Genomic DNA, 19,884 nt, shown 5'->3' with positions numbered 1-19,884 from the left:
TCACGCTCCGCTCCACAGCTTGATCGAGTCGGCGAAGGTCCCCGCCTGCTCGCGGATCACCTGGAACTGGCCGCTGTTCTCGCTGTACTTGAAGGCGGTCCACGGGATACCCGACGCCTCGACCGCCCGGACGATCATCGGCTGGTCGAGGAGCGCCGGGTCGCAGAAGCTGGCGGCGCAGAACACCACGCCCTCGGCCCCGCTCCGCCGGACGCGATCGACGAGATCCTTCCCCTTCGCCTCCTCGCCGATGTAGCGTGTCGGGCCGGCGACCACGTCGTCGAGGCAGGCCCGCACGATCGCCTCCAGCGGGTCCCCCTCCTCGGCCACGTCCCGCCGGAGATACCGGTGGACCGGAATCAGGTCATCGTCGACGATGTAGCAGCCGGAGCGCTCGAGAGTCCGCAGCAGGCCCAGGGGGGGCTGCTCGCAGAAGCACCCGGTGACCACCACGCGTGCCTGGTCCATCGGCCGGCGGTCCGAGGCCGCCGCGGCCAGAGTGTGGTAGTCCCGGAGGAGCGCGGTGTGCTCCCCGACGGGCAGCACCAGGCCGGCGCGCAGCACGAGGTACAGCTCGTCGGTCGGCACCTTCCAGGGCTCGGCCCGGCGCAGCGCGTACAGGTCGCGCACCAGCCTCCGGTTCTCGTTGTAGAGGGCGATCGAGGCGCGCAGAGCGCCGGGCCGTGGTCGACAACCGAGGCCCACGATGAAGTGAGAGTCCCCGTGAATCAATACGCCGCGAGGCACTCGTTGTCAACTTGATCCTGCTGATCCGTCCGATCTTCTATGGAACCAAGTCCTAGGATGCTGATCCGTGGTTGACAGAATGAACTCATGCTAGGATTTTTATATCCGTCGTCCACGAACAGGGAGGTCATCTGTGCGAACTGGCCGACGCGTTTCACGATCCGCAGGGCTGGCGATCGTCTCGCCCTCCCGCTCCTGTCCGCCGGGAGGCTCGCACCTGAAATCACTTCACGTTGTTCGTGCATGTCTGTCGGGCCGCACGGCATTTGGTGCCGCCCGTGGCCCGCTCACAATACGGGCTTCCGCCTGGGAACAGGGGGGGGAGTGTCCCAGGCAATCCGACCATGAAAGGAGGTGAAGACGAGGTTGAGCGCCTCACCCATGAGGCCATCTGGCTTTCATGAATGCAGTCCAACTCGGGAACTCATGGAGGCAATGCCATGCGATACCGAAAGCTCATCTACCTGCCGTTGTTGATGGCGGCTCTCTTCGGGGAGACCACAACCTCCGCCATCGAATTCGCCACTGCCGATGGAAAGCTCGTCACGGTGCTCCTGCCCGGGGTGCCCGTCACGTTGATCCCTCCGCCTATCGTCTTGAGCAGCTATGTGGTCCCGGAGTCCACCGCCCAGCCGATGTCCCTGGAGACCACTTCTCCAACCATCAACAGTCCGCTGATCTGGGGGTACGAGGCCGCCGAGACGAACGCCCACCTCTTTGCCTACACCATCGACTCACCGCCGACCATGGTGGCGGACTGCGTCCCTCCCGGCTCGATCAACGGCCGCGGCGTGACGCTCGATCCTCTCGACGGGAACCTCTGGTACTCCTTCGTCACCTTCGATCAATTCCTCGGCGACGGGCTCATCCATAAAACGACGCCGCCGAACTCCGGCTCCTGCGTCGAGGTCGACCAGATCCCCTTCGAGGACGGCCCCGGAGGGATGATCCAGGACGACATCGGCGCCCTCGACGTCGACGGTGTCACGAAGCACCTCTGGGTCGCCGGCTACAGGGCGGTCCGTGTCGGGCTCGAGCACCGCAGCTACCTCTACCTCGTCAACCGCAACAGCGGCAAGATCATCCGGTCCTGCTGGGTCCCATCCCATGAGGGGGGTGTGGGCAACGACTCGCTGACCTATGCGCGTCTCGAGGGCCTGCCCGGGTCCGGGCAGTACTTGCTGACCGACGCGGGGGAGGTGAACACGTACTTGGATCAACTGCTGATCGTCGACGCCGCCGATTGCAGGGGCGGTGTCCAGGCCACGCCGGTGGCCACGTTCACCAAGAGCGAGGGGATGAGCGGCTTCGATTACGAGTGGCCCGGCCTTCTGGACACGGAGAATGCAAATCTCTTCAATCTGGGAGGTCAGCCCTTCTCATCGTCCCTCATGCACGGACCCTGGGGGCAGGCTACCGGGATGGAGGACCTCGGTCTCTGCGCCTCCAAGGGGGAGATGAACGGCAGCGACAACACGTGCCCCTACTGAGCGCGACGCCGCGGCTCTCCTGATACGGAGGGGCGCACGGGACGGTCGATGTCCCGTGTGCCCCGCCGTCGCCAGTGTCGTTGACACGGCTCGCCGGCTTCCTTTAGTCTTCCGCAATGCCAAAAGTCCCCCCGCCGCCTGTCCGTTCGATGGGTACGAGGTCGCGACTGGGGTCCGTCGTGGCGCTGGTCGCAATCCTCGTGGCCGCGGCTCCGGACGGATTGGCGCAGACGACGGCACCGCAGCCCGCCGCGGGCCTCATCGCGCTCGCGGTGGATGCCACCGAGGCGCCGCGCCACCTGTTCCACGTCCACGAGACGATTCCGGCCGCGCCCGGGGGCCTGACCCTCGTCTATCCCAAGTGGATCCCGGGAGAGCACGGCCCGACCGGCCCCGTGGCCGACGTCGTCGGCATGCGCTTCAGCGCCGGCGGGCGGCCGCTCGCCTGGAAGCGCGACGTGGCCGACATGTACCTTCTGCACGTGGAAGTGCCTGCGGACGCGGGCGGTTCGGTCAGCGCCGATCTCGACTTCGTCACCCCGGCGGAGGCGGCCGGATTCACATCCGGATCCTCCGCGACGGCCCGGCTGGCGATGGTGTCGTGGAATCAGGTCCTCCTGTACCCGGCCGGACCGAAGAGCGACGACATCCGCTTCCAGGCCGAGCTGAGGCTGCCGGCCGGCTGGCTCTACGGGACGGCACTCGAAACCGAGTCCGGCCCGCCGGTCGGCGGCCCCGCGCCGGGCGCGCCGGTGCCGACGTCTCCGGGTGACCACGCCGTGCCCGTAACGGTCCGCTTCAAGCCGGTCAGCCTGACGACGCTGGTCGATTCGCCGGTCCTGTCCGGGGCGCACTTCCGCACCCTGGCGCTGTCGCGGCCCGGCGATCCGCGGCCGGCCTTCCTGGACATGGCGGCCGACAGCGAGGCCGCCCTGGCGGCGAAGCCGGAGGTCCTCGATGCCTTCCGGCGCCTGGTCGCCGAGGCGCTCACGCTTTACGGCGCGCGTCACTACGACCGGTATCGTTTCCTGGTGACCCTCAGCGATCACACGGCCCACTTCGGTCTCGAGCACCACGAGTCGAGCGACGACCGGGTGCACGAACGCACTCTCGTGGACGACGACCTGAGGCTCCTGCACGCCGACCTCCTGGCGCACGAGATGACCCACTCATGGAACGGCAAGCATCGCCGCCCGGCGGGTCTCGCGACGCCCGACTACCGTCAGCCGATGGACGGCAGCATGCTCTGGGTGTACGAGGGGTTGACCAACTATCTCGGCTACGTCCTCGGGGCTCGGGCCGGCCTGATGACCCCCGAGCAGGCGCGCGATCACCTCGCGTCGATTGCCGCGACGCTCGACAACCGCCCCGGCCGCGCCTGGCGTCCGGTGGAAGACACCGGCACCGCGGCGCAGATTCTCTACGGAGCCTCGGACGCCTGGGAGAACCGGCGCCGCAGCACCGACTTCTACGAGGAGGGGACGTTGATCTGGCTCGAGGCCGACACCCTCATCCGCCAGAAAACCCGCGGCGGCAAGTCGCTCGACGATTTCTGCAAGCTCTTCCTCGGCGGGACCGACTCGTCGCCGGCGGTGAGGACCTACACCGCGGACGACGTCTACGCGGCCTTGAACCAGGTCACCGGGCACGACTGGAAGGGGTTCTTCAACGAGCGCGTCCTGGAGATCCGCCCGCGCGCTCCGCTCGGCGGCGTCGAGGCCTCCGGGTGGCGGCTCGCCTGGAGCGAGGAGAAGGGTCCCCGCCTTAAGGCGCAGGAGAACGCGGACTCCTACGACCTCACCGACGAGCGCTTCTCGCTCGGCATCCAGGTGCGCAAGGACGGCTCTCTCGTGGACGTCCTCGGTGGCACGCCGGCCGACCGCGCCGGTCTCGCCCCGGGGATGAGGCTCGTCGCCGTCAACGGCCGCCGCTACTCGCGCGAGGTCCTCGAGGACGCGCTGCGCCTCGGGAAGGGGCGCGCGCAGCCGGTCGAGATCCTGGCCGAGAACGCCGAGTTCTTCCGGACCTACAAGCTCGACTGGACCGGGGGGCTGCGCTTCCCGAAGCTCGAGCGCACCCCGGCGAAGCCGGACCTGCTCGGGGAGATCCTGCGGCCGCATGCGGCGGCCGGGAAATAACGCCCGGGCCACCGCGACCGTCCCTTCCTCCGTACGACACGCATCCCCTCAAGATTCAGGTGGTCAATAAACCATTTCCGCGGTACAAGACTCCCATACGTCGAACCGCGGGACGCGCACAGGGTGCGACATGCCGACTGCCCCTGCCACGAACCGTGTCTCGACCGGAGACATCTGAGCCGACCGCTCCTTTTCGAGGGCCCGGCGATTGTGCCGGGAGGAAGGAGTCGCCCATGCAGAGGCCCGTTCCCCATTCCTCCGGCATCCTGTTCCTGGCCATCCTCGTGATCCTGGTGATCCCGGGGAGCGTTCGCGCCGCCCCCCCGGCCGAGGTGGCCGGTCCCGACATCGACCAGGCATCGAACCTGACCTGGTCCGCGACGGCCGGGGCCGACGACTACAACGTCTACCGGGGCCTGACCTCGTGGCTGGCCCTCGGAGAGGGGGCGCAGTGCCACGGCGACGAGATTGCCGGGACGGCGTTCGCGAGCCCGGCCCAGCCACCGTCGGGGCAGGCCTATTTCTACCTGGTCACCGCCGAGTCGAACCTGGACGGCGAGGGGACGGCCGGCACCTCGTCGACGGGGACGCCGCGGGTGCTGCGGGGGCTCTGCGATCCGGTCATGCGCGGCCACATCCTCGATCGGACCGGCTACGGCTGGGACGAATGGTCGCGCGACCGGATCACGGCGCTCGGCGTGCAGGGGTACATCGACGAGCAGCTGAATCCTGCCACGATCGACGAGTCGAGCAACACCGAGCTGAGCTCGCGCACCGCGCTGCTGGTTCCGCCCGACACCGTGCAGGAGCTGGGCGGCCTCGACGTGGTGAACGCCGTCTACGCCCGGCGGCAGCTCGAGCAGCAGGCCACGATGTTCTGGGACAACCACTTCAACACCGACTGGCGGGAGAGCAGCGGCTTCTTCGGATTCTACGCCGCCTGCCCGGACACTCAGAACCTCCAGGCGACCAAGCTGCACTACGACCTCCAGAACGAGCTGCGCGACCTGGCGTTCAACGGCAACTTCCGGGAGATCCTCGAGGCGATGGCGCTCAGCCCCGCGATGATGATCTACCTGAACACCAACACGAACGTGAAGGCCCAGCCGAACGAAAACTTCGGACGCGAGCTCCTGGAGCTGCATTCGATGAGCGTGGACGGCGGGTACACGCAGCAGGACATCGTCGAGCTGGCCCGGGTCTTCACCGGCTGGAACGTCTGCAAGAAGACCGACGCCACGGCCGCCGATCCCCTCGCCGCCTGCCTGGTGATCTCCGCGGCCACGTACTGCACCCCCTCCGAGCCCGTGGGACAGTGGGTGCGAAACTTCCGGACCACCCAGCACGACACCGGCCAGAAAGTGCTGTTCCTGGGGACCCCCTACCAGGTGACCATCCCGAGCACGGCCGCCAACCCGGCCAACGGCATCAACGACGTGGGCCTCGCCCTCGACGCGATTCTCGCCCACCCGTCGACGCCGCGTTACATCGCGAGGAAACTGCTGCAGCGCTTCGTGGACGAGAATCCGACCCAGGCCATGATCGACAGCGTCGTCGCCGAATGGAACGACGCGGGCAACCCGCACGGCAAGGGCGATCTGCGCGAGGTTCTGCGGGCGGTCCTCGCCCAGGCGCGTCTGCGCGATCCGGGCGCCGTGGGCAACAAGATCAAGACGCCCTTCGAGCATGTCGTGAGCGCCCTGCGGGCGGTGCGCGGCAGGACCGACGGCCCGACCGTGTTCCGCGGCTACCTGCAGCGGATGCAGGAGCAATTCCACCTGAACTCGATCCCGACCGGCTACTCCGAGCTTGGCAACGACTGGATCGACACGAACAACCTCCTCGATCGGCAGAACTTCGGCTACGACATGGCGATTCGCACGGGCGCGGCCTTCGGAGCCGACGTCATCGGGCTGCTCAATGCCAACGGGGTCTCGACGGCGGCGGTGCCGAACAACGCGGCCGCCATCGTCGATTTCTACAACGGCGTGCTGTTCGGCGGCGCGCTGACCACAGCCGAGCGCCAGGCGGCGATCAACTACCTGAACACCGACGACAACGGGGTCACCATGAACTACACCGACGCCCGTATCCGGGAAACCGTCGGCTTCCTGCTGGGCTACGCCCAGTTCCTCGAGCAGTAGGAGGCGACCATGAGCGACCACCAGACCTGCGACTGCTCGCGCCGTTCGTTCCTGCGCGGCTCCGGTTTGACCCTGGCGGGGTTCGGCCTGTTTTCCCTCTTCCCCGGCGCCTTCATCCGCCACGCCATGGCGGCCGGCCCCTTCAGCAACAAGCGGCTGCTGTTCATCTTCATGCGCGGCGGCAATGACGGGATCAACACCGTCATCCCGGCCGGCGACCCGCAGTACAGCACGCTCAATCGCCCGAGCCTGTACATCCCTCCCGCGAGCTCGATCGATCTCCTGAACGGGTTCGCGCGGTTGCACCCGGGCATGTCCGATGTCATGGACGTGTTCAACGCCGGCGAGCTGGCGGTCGTGCACCGCGTCGGTTTCCCGAACAACAGCCGCTCCCACTTCGACGACCAGCGGGTCTGGGAAAACGGCGACCCCGCGGAGCCCAAGATGTTCGAGGGGTGGCTGTACCGCTACATCATCGAGAACGCCGTCGCGCAGGGGGTCGATCTCCCCGCGCTCAGCGTGCAAGGGACGCCGCCCGTCCTCCTGCGCGGGGACGAGAAGTTCGTGAATGTCGCCAATCCCGACAGTTTCGACTATCTCCCGGCAGAACCGAAGAAAACGAAGATCAAGAACGCCTGGCTCAATCGCTTCACCGGCCTGACCGGTCTCGAGCCGTTCCGGCCCGCCCTGATCGACACAGGCGTCAAGCTGATCGACACCCTCGACGAGTACCGTTCGTGGGACCAGAGGAACTGGCACCCGAAGGACCCGAACACCGGCTTCTACCTGTTCCCGATCTCAGACGCGACCAACCCGCCCGGACCGACCGGCCCGCGCTTCGGCACCAACTCCTACTCGTTCTTCAAGTCGCTCAAGGTCTGCGCCCTGTCCCTTCTCGAGAGCGACGCGGCGAGCCCGAACGGCACGCGCCTCGCGGGCACCGAGCTCGGCAGCTTCGACACGCACACCGGCCAGGGGCAGGTCACCGGCACGCAGGCCAACCTCCTGTCGTGGCTCGCCTACGGCCTCAGGTCGCTGCGCATCGTCCTGTCCGCGGCGGCGACCTACGATCCAGGCCAGGAGCGCACCTACGCGGCGATCTGGCAGGACACCGTGATCGTGACCCTGTCGGAGTTCGGCCGCACCTCCAAGGAGAACGGCAGCAACGGCAGCGACCACGCCGCCGCCTCGTGCCTGTTCGCGGCCGGAGGCGCGGTGAACGGCGGGGTGTACAACTGCGACGCCGGGACCTGGCCCGCCGGTGTCATGTTCGGCGATGCGGGCCGGTATCTCCTGATGCGCACGGACTACCGCGCCATCTTCTGGGAGATCCTCCGCGATCACATGGGGGCCGATCCGGCGAAGGTGGACGTGATCTTCCCCGGGTACAGCGGGCTGGGGCTCCAGGAGGTCGGCCTCGTTGGCTAGGAGCAGGATCGCCCTCCGGAGGTTGCGGACGCCGCCCGTGCTCGCCGTTTTCGCTCTGGCCGCGGCGCTGTGCCTGTCGCAGAGCGGGGCGGCGGATGTCCATCTGGACAGCGTGACGCCGTCCCACGGCCCCGCGGCGGCGACGATCCATGCGACGCTCGACGGGGAGGGATTCGAGGCCGGCATGCGCGCGGCCCTGCTGGGGGGCGGGCCGTTCCTGGAGGGGACGTACGCGGTGCCCGAAGGGATCCGCGGCCTGGAGACGGCCGACGGGCACGCCTGCGTCACGTTTTACAGCCACACGGCGAAGCTGGGCGGGATCCAGATCCTGGATCTCGACGATCCGGCCGCGCCTCTCCGTCTCGGCGCGTTCGAGACCGGAGACAGCGGACTGGACGTGCAGAGGTCGGGGGACCTCGCCTACTTCACCTTCATGAATCCGTACACCTTCCTGGGGGGGCTGCACATCGTCGACGTCAGCGATCCGGCCCATCCCCACCGCGTCGGCACGTTCGACATCCTGCTCGATCCGCAGCGCATCGTCGTGGAGGGACGGTACGTCTACGTCGCGGCGGGGTTTGAGGGGCTGAAGATCATCGACGTCCTGGATCCCGCCGCGCCGCTCCTGGCCGGCGAGCGGGACACCCCCGGCATGGCCATGGACGTGAAGCTGGCGGGGCCAATTGCCTACGTTGCGGACGGCGACGCGCTTCTCGTGTTCGACGTCGGCGATCCGCACCAGCCGGTCCTCATCGGGAGCCTCTACCGGGAGCGGCAAAGCCTGGCCGGCCTGGCGATCGCGGGGTCGCGGCTCCTGGCGGCCGATCGGCTCGGAGCGCTCCTGGTGATCGACATCGGCGATCCGGCCCATCCCGCGATGCTGGCCCAGGTGCCGCTCGCCGACGCCGCCGGCGGCGTGGCGGTCGACGGCCGCTTCGCTTACGTCGCCTCGGGGTACAGCGGCCTGCAGATCGTGGACCTGGAGCGGCGGGGCGGGCCGGTGGTGGTCGGCAGCCAGGGGATGTTCGGCAATTCCGCGTACTTCACGGGCGTTGCGCTGTCCGGCCGGAGGGCCTACGTCGCCGATCTGATCAACGGCATCCAGGTGATCGACGTCGCGAACCCCGCCGTCCCGGCGCTCCTGGGGAGCCTCGATCTCGCGCCCCTTCCTTCCGCCGTCGGCAACCCGGGGGTCGTCGTCGCGGGCCGTACCGCCTTCGTGGCGGACGCCGGGAATGGGCTTCTGGCCGTGGATGTGGGGGATCCGTCCTCCCCCTGGCTTCGGGCGAGCCTCGCAACCACGGGCCCCGCGGCCGGCCTGGCGGCGGGATCGGGCCCCGCCGAGGGATTCGTGTTCCTGGCGGCGGGAGCGAACGGCGTCCGGACCATCGATGCGCGCGTCCCGGGCTCTTTGACGGACGTCGGCGGCTTCGACACGGCGGGCGAGGCCCTCGGGATCGCCCATGCGGGCGGCCTCGTCTATGTCGCCGACGGAGCGCGCGGCCTCGCCATCCTCGACGTCGCGGAGCCGACCGCCCCCCGCCTGCTTGGATCGATCGACACCCCGGGGAAGGCGCTGGGCGTGGCGGTTCTGGGCGCCCTGGCCTTCGTGGCGGACGACTCGCGCGGCCTGCGGATCTTCGACGTCAGCCATCCGGAGGCCCCCGTCCTGGCCGGGGCCGTCGACACGCCGGGACGCGCCGTCGGGGTCGCCGTGGGGGACGGGCGGGCCTACGTCGCCGACCTGAACCGGGGCATCCAGATCATCGACGTGACGCGACCGGAGGCGCCGGTCATCGTCGCCAATCTCGGCACGCCCGGCGCCGCCGGCGCCGTCTGGATCGAGGGGGATCGGCTGCTCGTCGCCGACGGGTTCAGCGGCGTCCTCGAATTCGACGTCCGGGATCCCGCTCAGGCGCTCCTGACCGGTCTCTACGACACCCCCGGGATCGCATCCGGGATCGCTCTCTCGGGCGGGCTCGCCTACGTGGCCGATCGGACCGGCCTGCGCATCCTGCGCCCCAACCCGCCCCTGCCGGCGCCGTCGCTTTTGTCCTCCTCGACCGCCGTCCTCGAGGTCCCGGCAGGTTTCGCCCCGGGGCCGTACGACCTGGTGCTGGCGGGTGCCGCCGGGGCCGCGCCGGTCCTGCCGAACGCCTTCACCGTTCAAGGCATCGCCGGACCGGGACGCCGCCGGCCATGAGCCGCATCGGGCGCGCCATCGTCGCGTGCTTCCCTTTGTTGGGACTCTTCGCTCCGGCGCGGGCGGTGGACTGCACCGGCGTCGCCCCGGTGTCGAACACGTCCGTGACGGCCGTGCCGGTCGTCACCGGGCTTCCGGGGAGGCCTCTCTTCGTCACCGCCCCCCCGGGCGATCGGACCCGGATCTTCATCGTCGAGCAGGACGGGTTCATCCGGATCAAGAAGCGCGGGGACCCTCCCGACCGGTTCGTCACCTTCCTCGACATCTCGACGGTGGTGCAGGCGACGCGCACGCCGTCCCTGAACGAGATGGGGCTTCTCGGCCTGGCCTTCGATCCGGACTACCCCGCCAACGGATTCTTCTACGTCGATTACACCGAGGGACCGCTGGGCGGCCCCTGGTCCACCGTCATCGCCCGGTACTCGGTCCTGGCGGGGGACCCGGACGCCGCCGATCCCGACAGCGAGGTGCGGCTCCTGCGCTTCGCCCAGCCGCAGGCCAACCACAACGGCGGGCAGGTCCAGTTCGGCCCCGACGGACATCTTTATGTCTCGACCGGCGACGGCGGAGGGGCGAACGACCAGGGGACCGGGCACGCCGTCTGCGGGAACGGCCAGAGCCTTGGCACGCTTCTCGGGAAGATCCTGCGCCTCGACGTCCGAGGCACCGCCATAACGGGGCTCGACCCCGACTGCGGCGGCGCGACGGCCGACTATCGCGTCCCGGCCGACAACCCGTTCGCCGACGGCCCGGGCGGCCGATGCGACGAGGTCTGGGCCTACGGCCTGCGCAATCCCTGGCGGTCGGCCTTCGACGCCGCGAACGGCGACCTCTACATCGCGGACGTCGGCCAGAACTGCTATGAAGAGGTGAACTACGTGCCCGCGGCGCAGGCGGCCGGCCGGAACTACGGCTGGCGGTCGATGGAGGGGAAGCACTGCTTCAACCCATCGACTCCCCTCACGTGCAACCCTGTGGCCGCCACCTGCTCCGGGTCGCCCGCGTGCATGGATCCGTCCCTCACCCAGCCGGTCGTCGAGGTCCCGCACGCCGGCGGCGTCTGCTCGATCACCGGCGGGGAGGTCTACCGCGGCTGCCTCATGCCGGATTTCTCCGGCGCGTATTTCTACGGCGATTACTGTGCCGGCTTCGTCAAATCAATCCGCATGGCCGGAGGCGAGGTCACGAACGGGCAGGACTGGACGGACGAGGTCGCCCCCGGAGGGACGCTCGTGAACAGCCTCACGTCATTCGGCCAGGACGCGCAGGGGGAGATCTACATCACCGACCGCGACGGCATCGTGCTCCGGATCCTCCCCCTCTTCACCGACCTCGAGGTGTCCGGCGCGGGGGCGGCGGAGCCGTTCCGCCTCGACCTCGATGCATGGCGCTGGGAGGACCTGGGAGCATCCACCATGCAGCCGGTCGACCACTATCGCGTCTATCGCGGCCGGCCGGGGGGAGTGTTCACCTGCATCTTCACGACGCCGGCTCCGCAATGGGCCGGCGGCGATCCGGACGCGCCATCCACCGGCACGGTCTTCGCCTACGCGGTCACCGCGCTCAGCCCCGGTGGGGACGAGACCCACGGCGTCGCCCCGCCGCAGATCCTGGACCCGGCCGGGTGTCCCTGAAATCGGGGATCAGGAGCCTGCCCGAGTAGGGGGCCGGCTCCTAACGCGGCAGCGGAGGCGGCGGCGTCTTGCGCGGCAGCATGTCGGGACGCGTGGCGGCGTTGTAGACGAACGACGCCAGGATGGCGGATGCCTGCATCAGGTCGCCCGGCTGGACGTGATCGTAGACGTCCAGGTCGGTGTGGTGGGTGCGGGTCGAGTAGTCGAGCGGGTCCTGAATGAACTGGAACCCGGGGAGCCCGACACCATCGAACGAGACGTGGTCGGTATCGCGCGTGCCGGCGATGCTCAGGGTCGAGGCGCCCAGGTCGGCGAACGGCCGCAGCCAGGCTTCGAAGATCGGACGCACCATGTCGTTCCCCTCCAGGTAGACCCCGCGGATCTTCCCGGTGCCGTTGTCCACGTTGAAGTAGCCGGACAGGAGCCGGTGCTCGGGCCGGGTCTCCTGGGTGACCGGATCGCCGAAATGAGCGCGGACGTAGCCGCGCGAGCCGAAGAGCCCCTGCTCCTCCCCGTCCCACAGGGCCAGTCGCACGGTGCGATCGGCCTTGAGGCCGAGCGTCTTGAGGATGCGCATCGCCTCCAGCGCCACGGCGCACCCGGCGGCGTTGTCGGTGGCCCCGGTGCCGCCGTGCCAGGAGTCGAGGTGCGCGCCGAGCATGACGACCTCGTCCTTCTTCCGGCCGCCGGGGATTTCGGCGATCACGTTCTGCCCGCGCGGCCGGTCGTCGTAGAAGGCCACTTGCACGTCCAGCTCGACCTTGGCGGGGATCTTTTTTTCCGCCAGCCGGAACAGCCGGCCGTACTGCTCCGGCGGCAGGGCGACCACGGGAGGGGGCGTCGGCCCGCCCGGCTCCCACGACCCCGCCAGCGTGGCGAACACGATGCCGCCGTCCCCGCGCGCATCGGACGACAGGACCGCGACCACCCCCTCCTCGCGCAGAAAGGCGTGCAGCGCATCGCGCGCCTTGACCCAGCGCGCGTAGTACTCCTCGCCGACCTCGTCGGGAATCGACTCGAGGAGCCGGCTGCGCTTCTTCGGATCCTCCGGCAGGCTCTTCAGGGGATACGCGTAGGCCAGGGGCGCCTGGGGCTCCGGGGCCGCGGCGATCGATTTGAGCGCCCCCCCGTCGTACCTCTCCCCCGCCGGCACGGTCGGCAGCGTCAGCTTGGGCGCCGGCTCGATGAGGACGATCTTCCCGGACAGCCTGCCCCGCTGCTCCTGCGCGAACCGCGCGATGCGGGCCGTCAGGGTCGGGATGTCGTAATCGTCCTCCCGATCGATCTCGGACGCCGTGAAGAGGGGAGCCGCGATCACCGGGGCCACGACCGGCCCGCGCGTGCCGCCCGACCAGGCCCTCGGTACACCGTAGAGCGGCGCGTAGACCGGCTCTCTCAGGTGGGCCGAAAAACGGGTGACCGCCCAGCCCCGCCCGAAGGCCCCCCAGTCCTCCAGCCGCGCGCTGCCGACGCCCCAGGCGCGCAGCGTCCTGACCGACCAGTCGGCGGCGGCGCGGTATCCCGGCGATCCGGTGAGCCGCGGCCCGTTCACGTCCGTCAGGTAGAAGAGGTGGTCCATCACCTTCGAGTTCTGGAACGCCTCGCGCTTGATCCGGTGGAGGGTCGCGAGATCCACGCTCTCCTCGGCCCCGAGCGCCGGTGGGAGCGACAGGGACGCGGCCAGAATCAGCGCGCCGGAGAGGAGCTTCATGGTCGAACCACCTCCGATATCAGAACTCGATCTGGAAACCGACCTCGAACCGTCTCCCGAAGCGCCGTTCCGAGTCGAGCTGCAGGGCGTGCTCCGCAGCGTTCCGGTTCTCCGTGTGAATGGTCAGGTCGTCGGAGTTGAGCAGGTTGTCCGCCGTCATGAACAGCTTCGAGCTCAGGCGCCCGAGCACGAACGCCTTCGAGGCGCGCAGGTTGATGTTGTAGACCGCGCCGTTGCGCTCGGAGTTCCGCCGCACCGGGATGAAGACGGGCTCACCGCCTTCCTCCTGCACGTAACCGAACATGGTGCGGTCCTGCAGGTAGTCGAAATTGTCGAACGCCCTGACCTTCGAGATCACCGAGAACGGCAGGCCCGAGTGCCACGACAGGACGCCCCCCACCTGCCAGTCGCGCGGAAGATAGACCACGGCGTTCAGCTTCACCTGGTGTCTCATGTCGTAGGCGAGGTAGCCGTGCTCCAGGTCGGTCACGGACGGATCATCCCCCAGATCGGAATCGAACGACTCGGCGTTCCCCACCGCCCGCGAGTAGGTGTAGGAGGCGTCCATCTGCCACTTGCGGCTCAGCCTCCGGGTCAGCTGCACCTCGATGCCGCTGTAATCGGCCGCGTTGACGTTGGCGATCTGGTCGATCCGGCTGAAGAAGAAGTTCTGGATGTACAGATCGGGGAAGCCGTCCGGGGCCCGGGTGATCTTCACGAGGCCCTGGGGGGTGAGGTTCGAGAGCAGCCCGCCGATGAAGTCGATCGGCCGGCCGTCCTTGAAGCGCAGCGTGTGGTTGACATCCCGGCCCTGGAGCTGCTGCCGGTACTTCCGGTTGATGTAGGTGAGCCGCAGGGCGACCTCGGGCGCGATCTCCCGCTCGAGCCCGATCGTCAGCTCGTCGGAGAACGGCGTCTGCAGGCCGCGATCGACCTGGACGCTCGACGGCGGCGCCTTCGAGATCGTCGGCCCGATGCGGCCGTCGGGGATTCCGGCGCCGGTGACCCCGTCAGGGTCGACCCGGTAGGAGCGCGTGGTGAAATCCGGCCCCTCCTCGGGCGTCACGGCGCTCAGGAACAGCTTGTCGAAGAAGCGGCCCCAGTTGACGTAGATCTTGGTGCGGGCGTCCGCGAACGGGTCCCACGACACCGACACGCGGGGGGCCAGGTTGTTGTTCGTCAGGCGGAATGACTCCCGATCCTGGAACGTGGCGGAGCCCTGCGCACGCAAGATCTCGCGGTCGATGATCAGGTCCCCCGTGGCCTCGTCCGTGACGATGGCGCCGGGGAACAGGGAGCGCAGAGCCTCCGCCGTCACCACGGCGGCGCTGTGGTGCTGGGTGAGCCGGGAGGGGTAGATGCGCGGCAAAAGGAAGAGATCCGCCACGTGCGGGTTCTCCGCCGGTCCCCCCACGCAGTGCACGACCGGATCGTTGCAGAATCCCAGGCTCCTGATCCCGTCGCCATTGCCGACCAGCTGATCATCCAGGAGCCGCTCGTCGCCGCTGAGGCTCAACAGGCGATCGTAGAGCCGCCTCTCGGCCGCCGGATCCACCGGGGAGTACCCGAACGAGTCGGTCGCCTCCCGATCGAAGCGCAGGCCGAACCCGAACGACAGGTTGGGGAGCGGCTTGAAGCCGTCCTGGATGTAGCCGCCGAACGTCAGGCTCGAGGCCTCGTTGGAGACCCCCGGCTCGGTCGGCACGTCCACGCCGAGCTGGGGTGGCCCGCCTTCCTCGGCCTTCAGAAGCTTGAGCATCGGGCGCACCACGGTCTCCTGGCGGAAGCTCTCGTTTTCGAGGATGGCTCCGACCTTGATGTCGTGCGACCCGTGGAACTCCGGCACGTACACCGTCAGGTCGTGGCGCAGCGTGAACCGGCCGACCTCGCGATCCTGAGTCAGATTGTTGGGACCGCTCACGCGGGAGGTGGCCTCGTCCTGCTGATAGTCGCGGTCCGGAGGAAGGGGCACGAACGAGACGTACGGGTAGCTCGACGGCAGCCGGACGATCGTGCCGTCGGGCCTGAAGTCGAGAATCACGTCCGTGGGTCTCGGGCGGGGCCGGTCGTCGAGGCGCAGGTTCCCGTTGCGGTCCTCGATCCCGGAATCCAGCCGGTGGTCGCCGTCCCTGTCCTCGCCGCTGTCAAGGATCCCGTTGCCATTGGCGTCCTCCACGATCCGGTCGAGGTTGCCGTCGCAGTCCAGATCCTCGCGCATGCCCGGCCCCTCGCACCCGCTCCGCGCCACGGTGAAGCGCCCGTCGCCGTCGCGATCTTCGTCCTTGTCCACCATACGGTCGCCGTCCGCATCGCGCTCGAAGACATCCCAGGCCCCATCGTCGTCCCAGTCGTCGCCGGAATCACGCTCGCTGGCCTCGAACGTCCGGTTGCCGTTCCGATCGATGTACAGGTACCCGTTGTGGTTGGTGTCGGGCCCGGTCGTCGGGATCCGCCTGGGCTGCGACACGAAGTCCTGCACCGTCGTCTCGAGAAAGACGCTCGGATTGAAGATGGCGGTCTCCTTCAAGATCAGGTTGCGACCTCCGCGTTCCATCGTGTACCCGCTCTCCAGCGGGGTGAACGAGTCGAGGCCCTCGTTGTCGTACTCCTGCGGGTCGTAGATCGCGGTGAATACGAGTTTGTGCCCCTGGGCCATGTCCCAGCTCGCCTTGCTGAAAAGTCGCTTCTCGCGCAGGCCGCGCACGAACGCCTGGGTCTGGGTATTGACCGGGTCCTCGATCTGGATGTACTCGGCGCTGACGAAGAACCAGGCCCTGTCCTTCGCGATCGGGCCGCTGGCCGAGGCGAACGGCGTCAGGGTGTTGAACTTCAGGTCCCTGAGGCCGGTGTCCCCCACCCCGAGGTGCAGAGCCGGGTCGTCGATACCCGCGCCGTCCCCGTCCAGCAGGCTTGCCCGCCAGAAGAACTTGAAGTTCCCCTGAAACTGGTTGCCGCCCGACCTGGTGATGATGTTGACGAACCCTCCCTGCGCCCGGCCGAATTCCGCCGAGGCGCCGGATGTCTTGACCTCGATCTCCTGGATCGACTCGAGGTTCAGCTCCTGTCCTCTCCGCCCGGTGAGCGGATCGACCGTCGAGACGCCGTCCACGAGCGTGACGACGTCCGTGTCGCGGGCGCCGTGAATGTTGACGTTGCCGTCTCCGTCCACGTCGGTCACCCCCGGCGCCAGCGTGAGCACGTCCTGATAGTTGCGACCGAGGATGGGCAGCGCATCGATGAACTCCGCGCTGAAGGTCGTCTGGAGGGTGGTCTCGTCGGGGTTCACCGCCTCCGCCTTCTCGACGACGCGCAGCCGTTCCTTGAGCTGGGACTCGGGGAAGAGCGTGATCTGGAGCGAGGAGACCCGCGAGGGCGGCAGGTCGACGTCCGGCAGGACCACCGTGGCCATGCCCGGGAAGGAGACGCGCATGCTGTAGCCGCGACCCGGGCTGAGCGGCACGACGCGGAACTCCCCTTTCGCGTCGGTGACCGCCCCCTGATTCAGGCCGAGCGCCCGGTTCTCCACCCGGACCGTCGCGCCCGGGATCGGGGCGCCGTCCCGGTCCAGGACGGTCCCCTTCAGGCCGACCGGCCCGGACGCCAGCACCGGCAGCCATGCCACCCAGAGCCACACCCCCGCCGCTAGACCGGCACAGCGCATCAATCGCAAGACAACCGGCCCCCGGCTGAAGGTGGATGACGTCGGCGACCGCTCCGGCGGGCCCCCTCTCGGAGTCCCGGCCCGGGACGGCCTTGGGAGTATAGCGGACTGCGCCCGCGTTGCGGGGAAAACTGTAAGTTACGGTCAATGCGGCCCTAGTCAAGAGAAAACGGCCGCGCCGGGGAGGGGGCGGCGCGGCCGTCAGGTGCGTGGACTTGCACCAGGTCGTCTAGGTCTTGTGGGCCCTCTGCGCGGCGCGCGGGAAGAAGGCCTTGTAGAAGTGGTAGGTCATCAAGCAGAACGGCACCCAGAGGAAGAAGACCTGCAGGCCGTAGTGCTGCCGCAGCACCCCGATGAGGATGACCAGCGACGCGCCCGCCAGCTGGCTGTTGATCGTCCAGGAGTACTTTTCGTACCATACGCGGAACGGATCGACCTTCTGCTCCAGCCCGACGGCGACCGACACCAGGGCGGTGTTGACGACGAAGAAGGTCAGCACGCAGAGCAGCAGGGCCAGCAGCGAGTCCGGCGTCGTGACGTCCCCGGTGCGGCCGCCGCTCAGGTAGAAGACGTGCCCGCCCAGCCAGGCCGACAGGACGAAGTTGCAGATGTTGAACACCCCTTTGTGCGCCTGCAGGCGGGGCCGGCCGACGACCCAGAAGTAGACCATGCTGACCGCCGCCAGGATCATCGCCTCCTTGACCCCGAAGAGCGCAATGGCGCAGAGAAGGAACGGCTGCAGGGTCGAGATGCGCGCGTTGTGCCCCAGGTTCAGGGTGTGCGGGGCCGCCACGCAGGCGAAGACCAGGAGCAGCAGGAAATCGGGGCTCAATCTGGCCATGCCGTGCATCAGGGTTTCGAGGGCCGCAAGTCCGCCCAGCAGGGCCACCGTCGCGAGAAAGGCGCTCATCATGGCCTCTTCCCCCCGCCCCAGATCCCACCGAGGATGTCGAGGGAGCCGGAGGCGGAGTCGAGCGAGCAGCGGTCGCCCGCCCAGATGAGCCCGGAGGCGGTGATCATGTTGTTCTCGAGGAGCGAGTGCGTACCTCCCCTGCCGCCCCAGATGCCGCCGTAGACAGAGACGATGGATTCGGGAACGTCGAGCAGGCCGATCCCGTCGAGGCCGCCCTTCGTCCCGCCACCCCACACGATGCTCAGCGTGAACTCATTCCCCCAGATGAGGCCGGTGTCTTCGATGTACACGTTGCCGTCGGAGGCCAGCATGGCCAGGGGGGAGGCGCCGCTCTTCGCGGTGCCGGTCGCCAGGAGGGCCACCTCCACGTCGAGGTAGCCGGCCCCCGTTTCGAAGATGAGCCGCTTGTCCTTGGCCGCCGCCTTCATCAGGCGGGCCTTCACGGTCGCGGCGGTCAGGGACGGGTCCTTCTGCAGCATCAGCGCTGCGGTCCCCGCCACCATCGGCGCCGCCATCGAGGTCCCCGACAGGACCAGGTAGTCGCCGACCCGGTCGGGTCCGGAGAGGGTGCCGATCTTGTATTCGCTGAGTCTCAGCGCCTGATCAGGATAGGTCGCGTCGATGTACGACCCGGCGGCGCGCAGCGACACGATCGACGTGCCGGGGGCGACCAGGTCCGGTTTCACCACGTAGTCGATGAGGGTGGGCCCCTTCGAGGAGTACCAGCCCAGGACGTCGTCGGACGTCGCCACCGTGTCGGCGTCATCCATGGCGCCGACCGTCACCGCGGTCGGCTCGTTGCCCGGACTCGTGATCGTCCCGAAGCCGCTGCCGATGGCGCCGTCGTTGCCGGCCGCAACCACCACGACGATGCCGTTGTCGTAAGCATTGCGCACGGCGCGGCACAGCGGGTCGTCCTTGTACGACTCGTACACCGGGTGGCCGAGCGACAGGTTCATGACCCGGATGTTGTAGGCGGTCTTGAAACGGACGGCCCAGTCGATGGCCGCGATGATGTCCGACGTCACGCCGGTGCCGTCCGGGTGGAGCGACCGGATCGAGATGAGCTGCGCCCCTGGGGCCATCCCCTTGAAGGTGCGGAACGATGGCGGGTCGCTCGACGCGGCGCCGTTGCCGTTGAGGATGCCGGCGACGTGCGTGCCGTGACCGAAATAATCGGCCAGGCCGTTCTCGTGCCCCACCACTTCGACTTCGACCACCTGCGGCGCGCCTTTCGGCCGCAGCAGGTCACGGTGCCCCGTGGCGCCGGTGTCCACCAGCGCGATCCCGACTCCGCGTCCGTCGAGCCCGCCCGAGGCGACGCCGGCCAGGTCGGCCCTCACCGACCGGTACGCCACATCCATGTGCGCCTTGACGGGCGTGTCGAAGGACACGTGCTCGATCTCGGGGTCGTCGGCCAGGGCCGCGAGCTGGGACGCCGGCACGCGCGCCGAGTAGCCGCGGATGGCAAGGTGCCGCGATTTCACCGCGCCGCCCCGGCCGTGGAGCCGGGCGAAATGGCCTGTGGTCGGCTCGCCCACTGTCTGGATGATGACGGGAATGAGGTCGTCCGCACCCGCAGCGCGGATCTTCGCTTCGACTTCGCCCGACAGCCTGGTACCGCCCTGCGCGCCCGACGCGTTCGCAGCAGGCAGAACAATCAGGAAGGCGGCAATAATCGCCAGAATCCTTTTGCCCTGTCTGGATGAGCGGTCCATGCACTCCCCTTCTCCGGCCACGTGCCGGATGCGCCGCGTCGATTCGACCTGCGCGGCACCCAGACCTAGAGCAAGGGGGCTGCCAGTCCGTGTTTCG

11 protein-coding genes are annotated in these 19,884 nt (G+C 68.6%); 6 read left to right on the top strand and 5 right to left on the bottom strand.

Annotation, left to right across the window (positions count from 1 at the left end; translation table 11 throughout):
• Entirely contained in the window at positions 1-747 is a 747-nt protein-coding gene (locus VGV60_01895) for a 2-hydroxyacyl-CoA dehydratase (protein HEV8700006.1), read from the bottom strand.
• 440 nt (positions 748-1,187) lie between these two features.
• Here VGV60_01895 and VGV60_01890 point away from each other — a divergent pair, with 440 nt between their 5' ends.
• From VGV60_01890 to VGV60_01865, 6 genes are all read left to right on the top strand, one after another.
• Positions 1,188-2,237: a hypothetical protein gene (locus tag VGV60_01890; protein HEV8700005.1), complete on the top strand. Its 1,050-nt coding sequence runs from the start codon at positions 1,188-1,190 to the stop codon at positions 2,235-2,237.
• A gap of 179 nt (positions 2,238-2,416) precedes the next feature.
• Entirely contained in the window at positions 2,417-4,375 is a 1,959-nt protein-coding gene (locus VGV60_01885) for a M61 family peptidase (protein ID HEV8700004.1), read from the top strand.
• A gap of 233 nt (positions 4,376-4,608) precedes the next feature.
• On the top strand, positions 4,609-6,519 hold the full coding sequence (locus tag VGV60_01880; protein ID HEV8700003.1) for a DUF1800 domain-containing protein: 1,911 nt from the start codon (positions 4,609-4,611) through the stop codon (positions 6,517-6,519).
• 9 nt (positions 6,520-6,528) lie between these two features.
• Positions 6,529-7,947: a DUF1501 domain-containing protein gene (locus tag VGV60_01875; GenBank protein ID HEV8700002.1), complete on the top strand. Its 1,419-nt coding sequence runs from the start codon at positions 6,529-6,531 to the stop codon at positions 7,945-7,947.
• Positions 7,940-10,150: a hypothetical protein gene (locus tag VGV60_01870; protein HEV8700001.1), complete on the top strand. Its 2,211-nt coding sequence runs from the start codon at positions 7,940-7,942 to the stop codon at positions 10,148-10,150. Before VGV60_01875 ends, VGV60_01870 begins: the two co-directional genes overlap by 8 nt.
• Positions 10,147-11,784 carry a PQQ-dependent sugar dehydrogenase gene (locus tag VGV60_01865; protein HEV8700000.1) on the top strand — a complete coding sequence of 546 codons (1,638 nt, stop codon included), beginning with the start codon at positions 10,147-10,149 and terminating at the stop codon, positions 11,782-11,784. The genes VGV60_01870 and VGV60_01865 overlap by 4 nt, the downstream gene beginning before the upstream one ends.
• A 40-nt stretch (positions 11,785-11,824) precedes the next feature.
• Here the strand turns inward: VGV60_01865 and VGV60_01860 are convergent, their stop codons facing one another.
• From VGV60_01860 to VGV60_01845, 4 genes are all read right to left on the bottom strand, one after another.
• Positions 11,825-13,495, bottom strand: a complete 1,671-nt coding sequence (locus VGV60_01860; protein HEV8699999.1) for a M20/M25/M40 family metallo-hydrolase — start codon at positions 13,493-13,495, stop codon at positions 11,825-11,827.
• A gap of 19 nt (positions 13,496-13,514) precedes the next feature.
• On the bottom strand, positions 13,515-17,117 hold the full coding sequence (locus tag VGV60_01855) for a TonB-dependent receptor (protein ID HEV8699998.1): 3,603 nt from the start codon (positions 17,115-17,117) through the stop codon (positions 13,515-13,517).
• Between the two features lie 268 nt (positions 17,118-17,385).
• On the bottom strand, positions 17,386-18,066 hold the full coding sequence (locus VGV60_01850) for a hypothetical protein (GenBank protein HEV8699997.1): 681 nt from the start codon (positions 18,064-18,066) through the stop codon (positions 17,386-17,388).
• The gene (locus VGV60_01845; protein ID HEV8699996.1) at positions 18,066-19,787 is read right to left on the bottom strand and encodes a S8 family serine peptidase; all 1,722 of its coding nucleotides are present in this window, start codon (positions 19,785-19,787) and stop codon (positions 18,066-18,068) included. The genes VGV60_01850 and VGV60_01845 overlap by 1 nt, the downstream gene beginning before the upstream one ends.
• Positions 19,788-19,884: the final 97 nt, after the last annotated feature.

Source organism: Candidatus Polarisedimenticolia bacterium, from assembly GCA_036001465.1.
Taxonomy (GTDB): domain Bacteria; phylum Acidobacteriota; class Polarisedimenticolia; order Gp22-AA2; family Gp22-AA2; genus Gp22-AA3.
Note: the sequence above shows the minus strand (reverse complement) of the source record. Positions and strands in the feature narration are given on the sequence as shown.

Bases quoted from the DNA above. Each gene is read 5' to 3' on its own strand.
- VGV60_01890 (HEV8700005.1), top strand. From the start codon at position 1,188: ATGCGATACCGAAAGCTCATCTACCTGCCGTTGTTGATGGCGGCTCTC.
- VGV60_01845 (HEV8699996.1), bottom strand. From the start codon at position 19,787: ATGGACCGCTCATCCAGACAGGGCAAAAGGATTCTGGCGATTATTGCC.
- VGV60_01860 (HEV8699999.1), bottom strand. From the start codon at position 13,495: ATGAAGCTCCTCTCCGGCGCGCTGATTCTGGCCGCGTCCCTGTCGCTC.
- VGV60_01865 (HEV8700000.1), top strand. From the start codon at position 10,147: ATGAGCCGCATCGGGCGCGCCATCGTCGCGTGCTTCCCTTTGTTGGGA.
- VGV60_01850 (HEV8699997.1), bottom strand. From the start codon at position 18,066: ATGAGCGCCTTTCTCGCGACGGTGGCCCTGCTGGGCGGACTTGCGGCC.
- VGV60_01875 (HEV8700002.1), top strand. From the start codon at position 6,529: ATGAGCGACCACCAGACCTGCGACTGCTCGCGCCGTTCGTTCCTGCGC.
- VGV60_01880 (HEV8700003.1), top strand. From the start codon at position 4,609: ATGCAGAGGCCCGTTCCCCATTCCTCCGGCATCCTGTTCCTGGCCATC.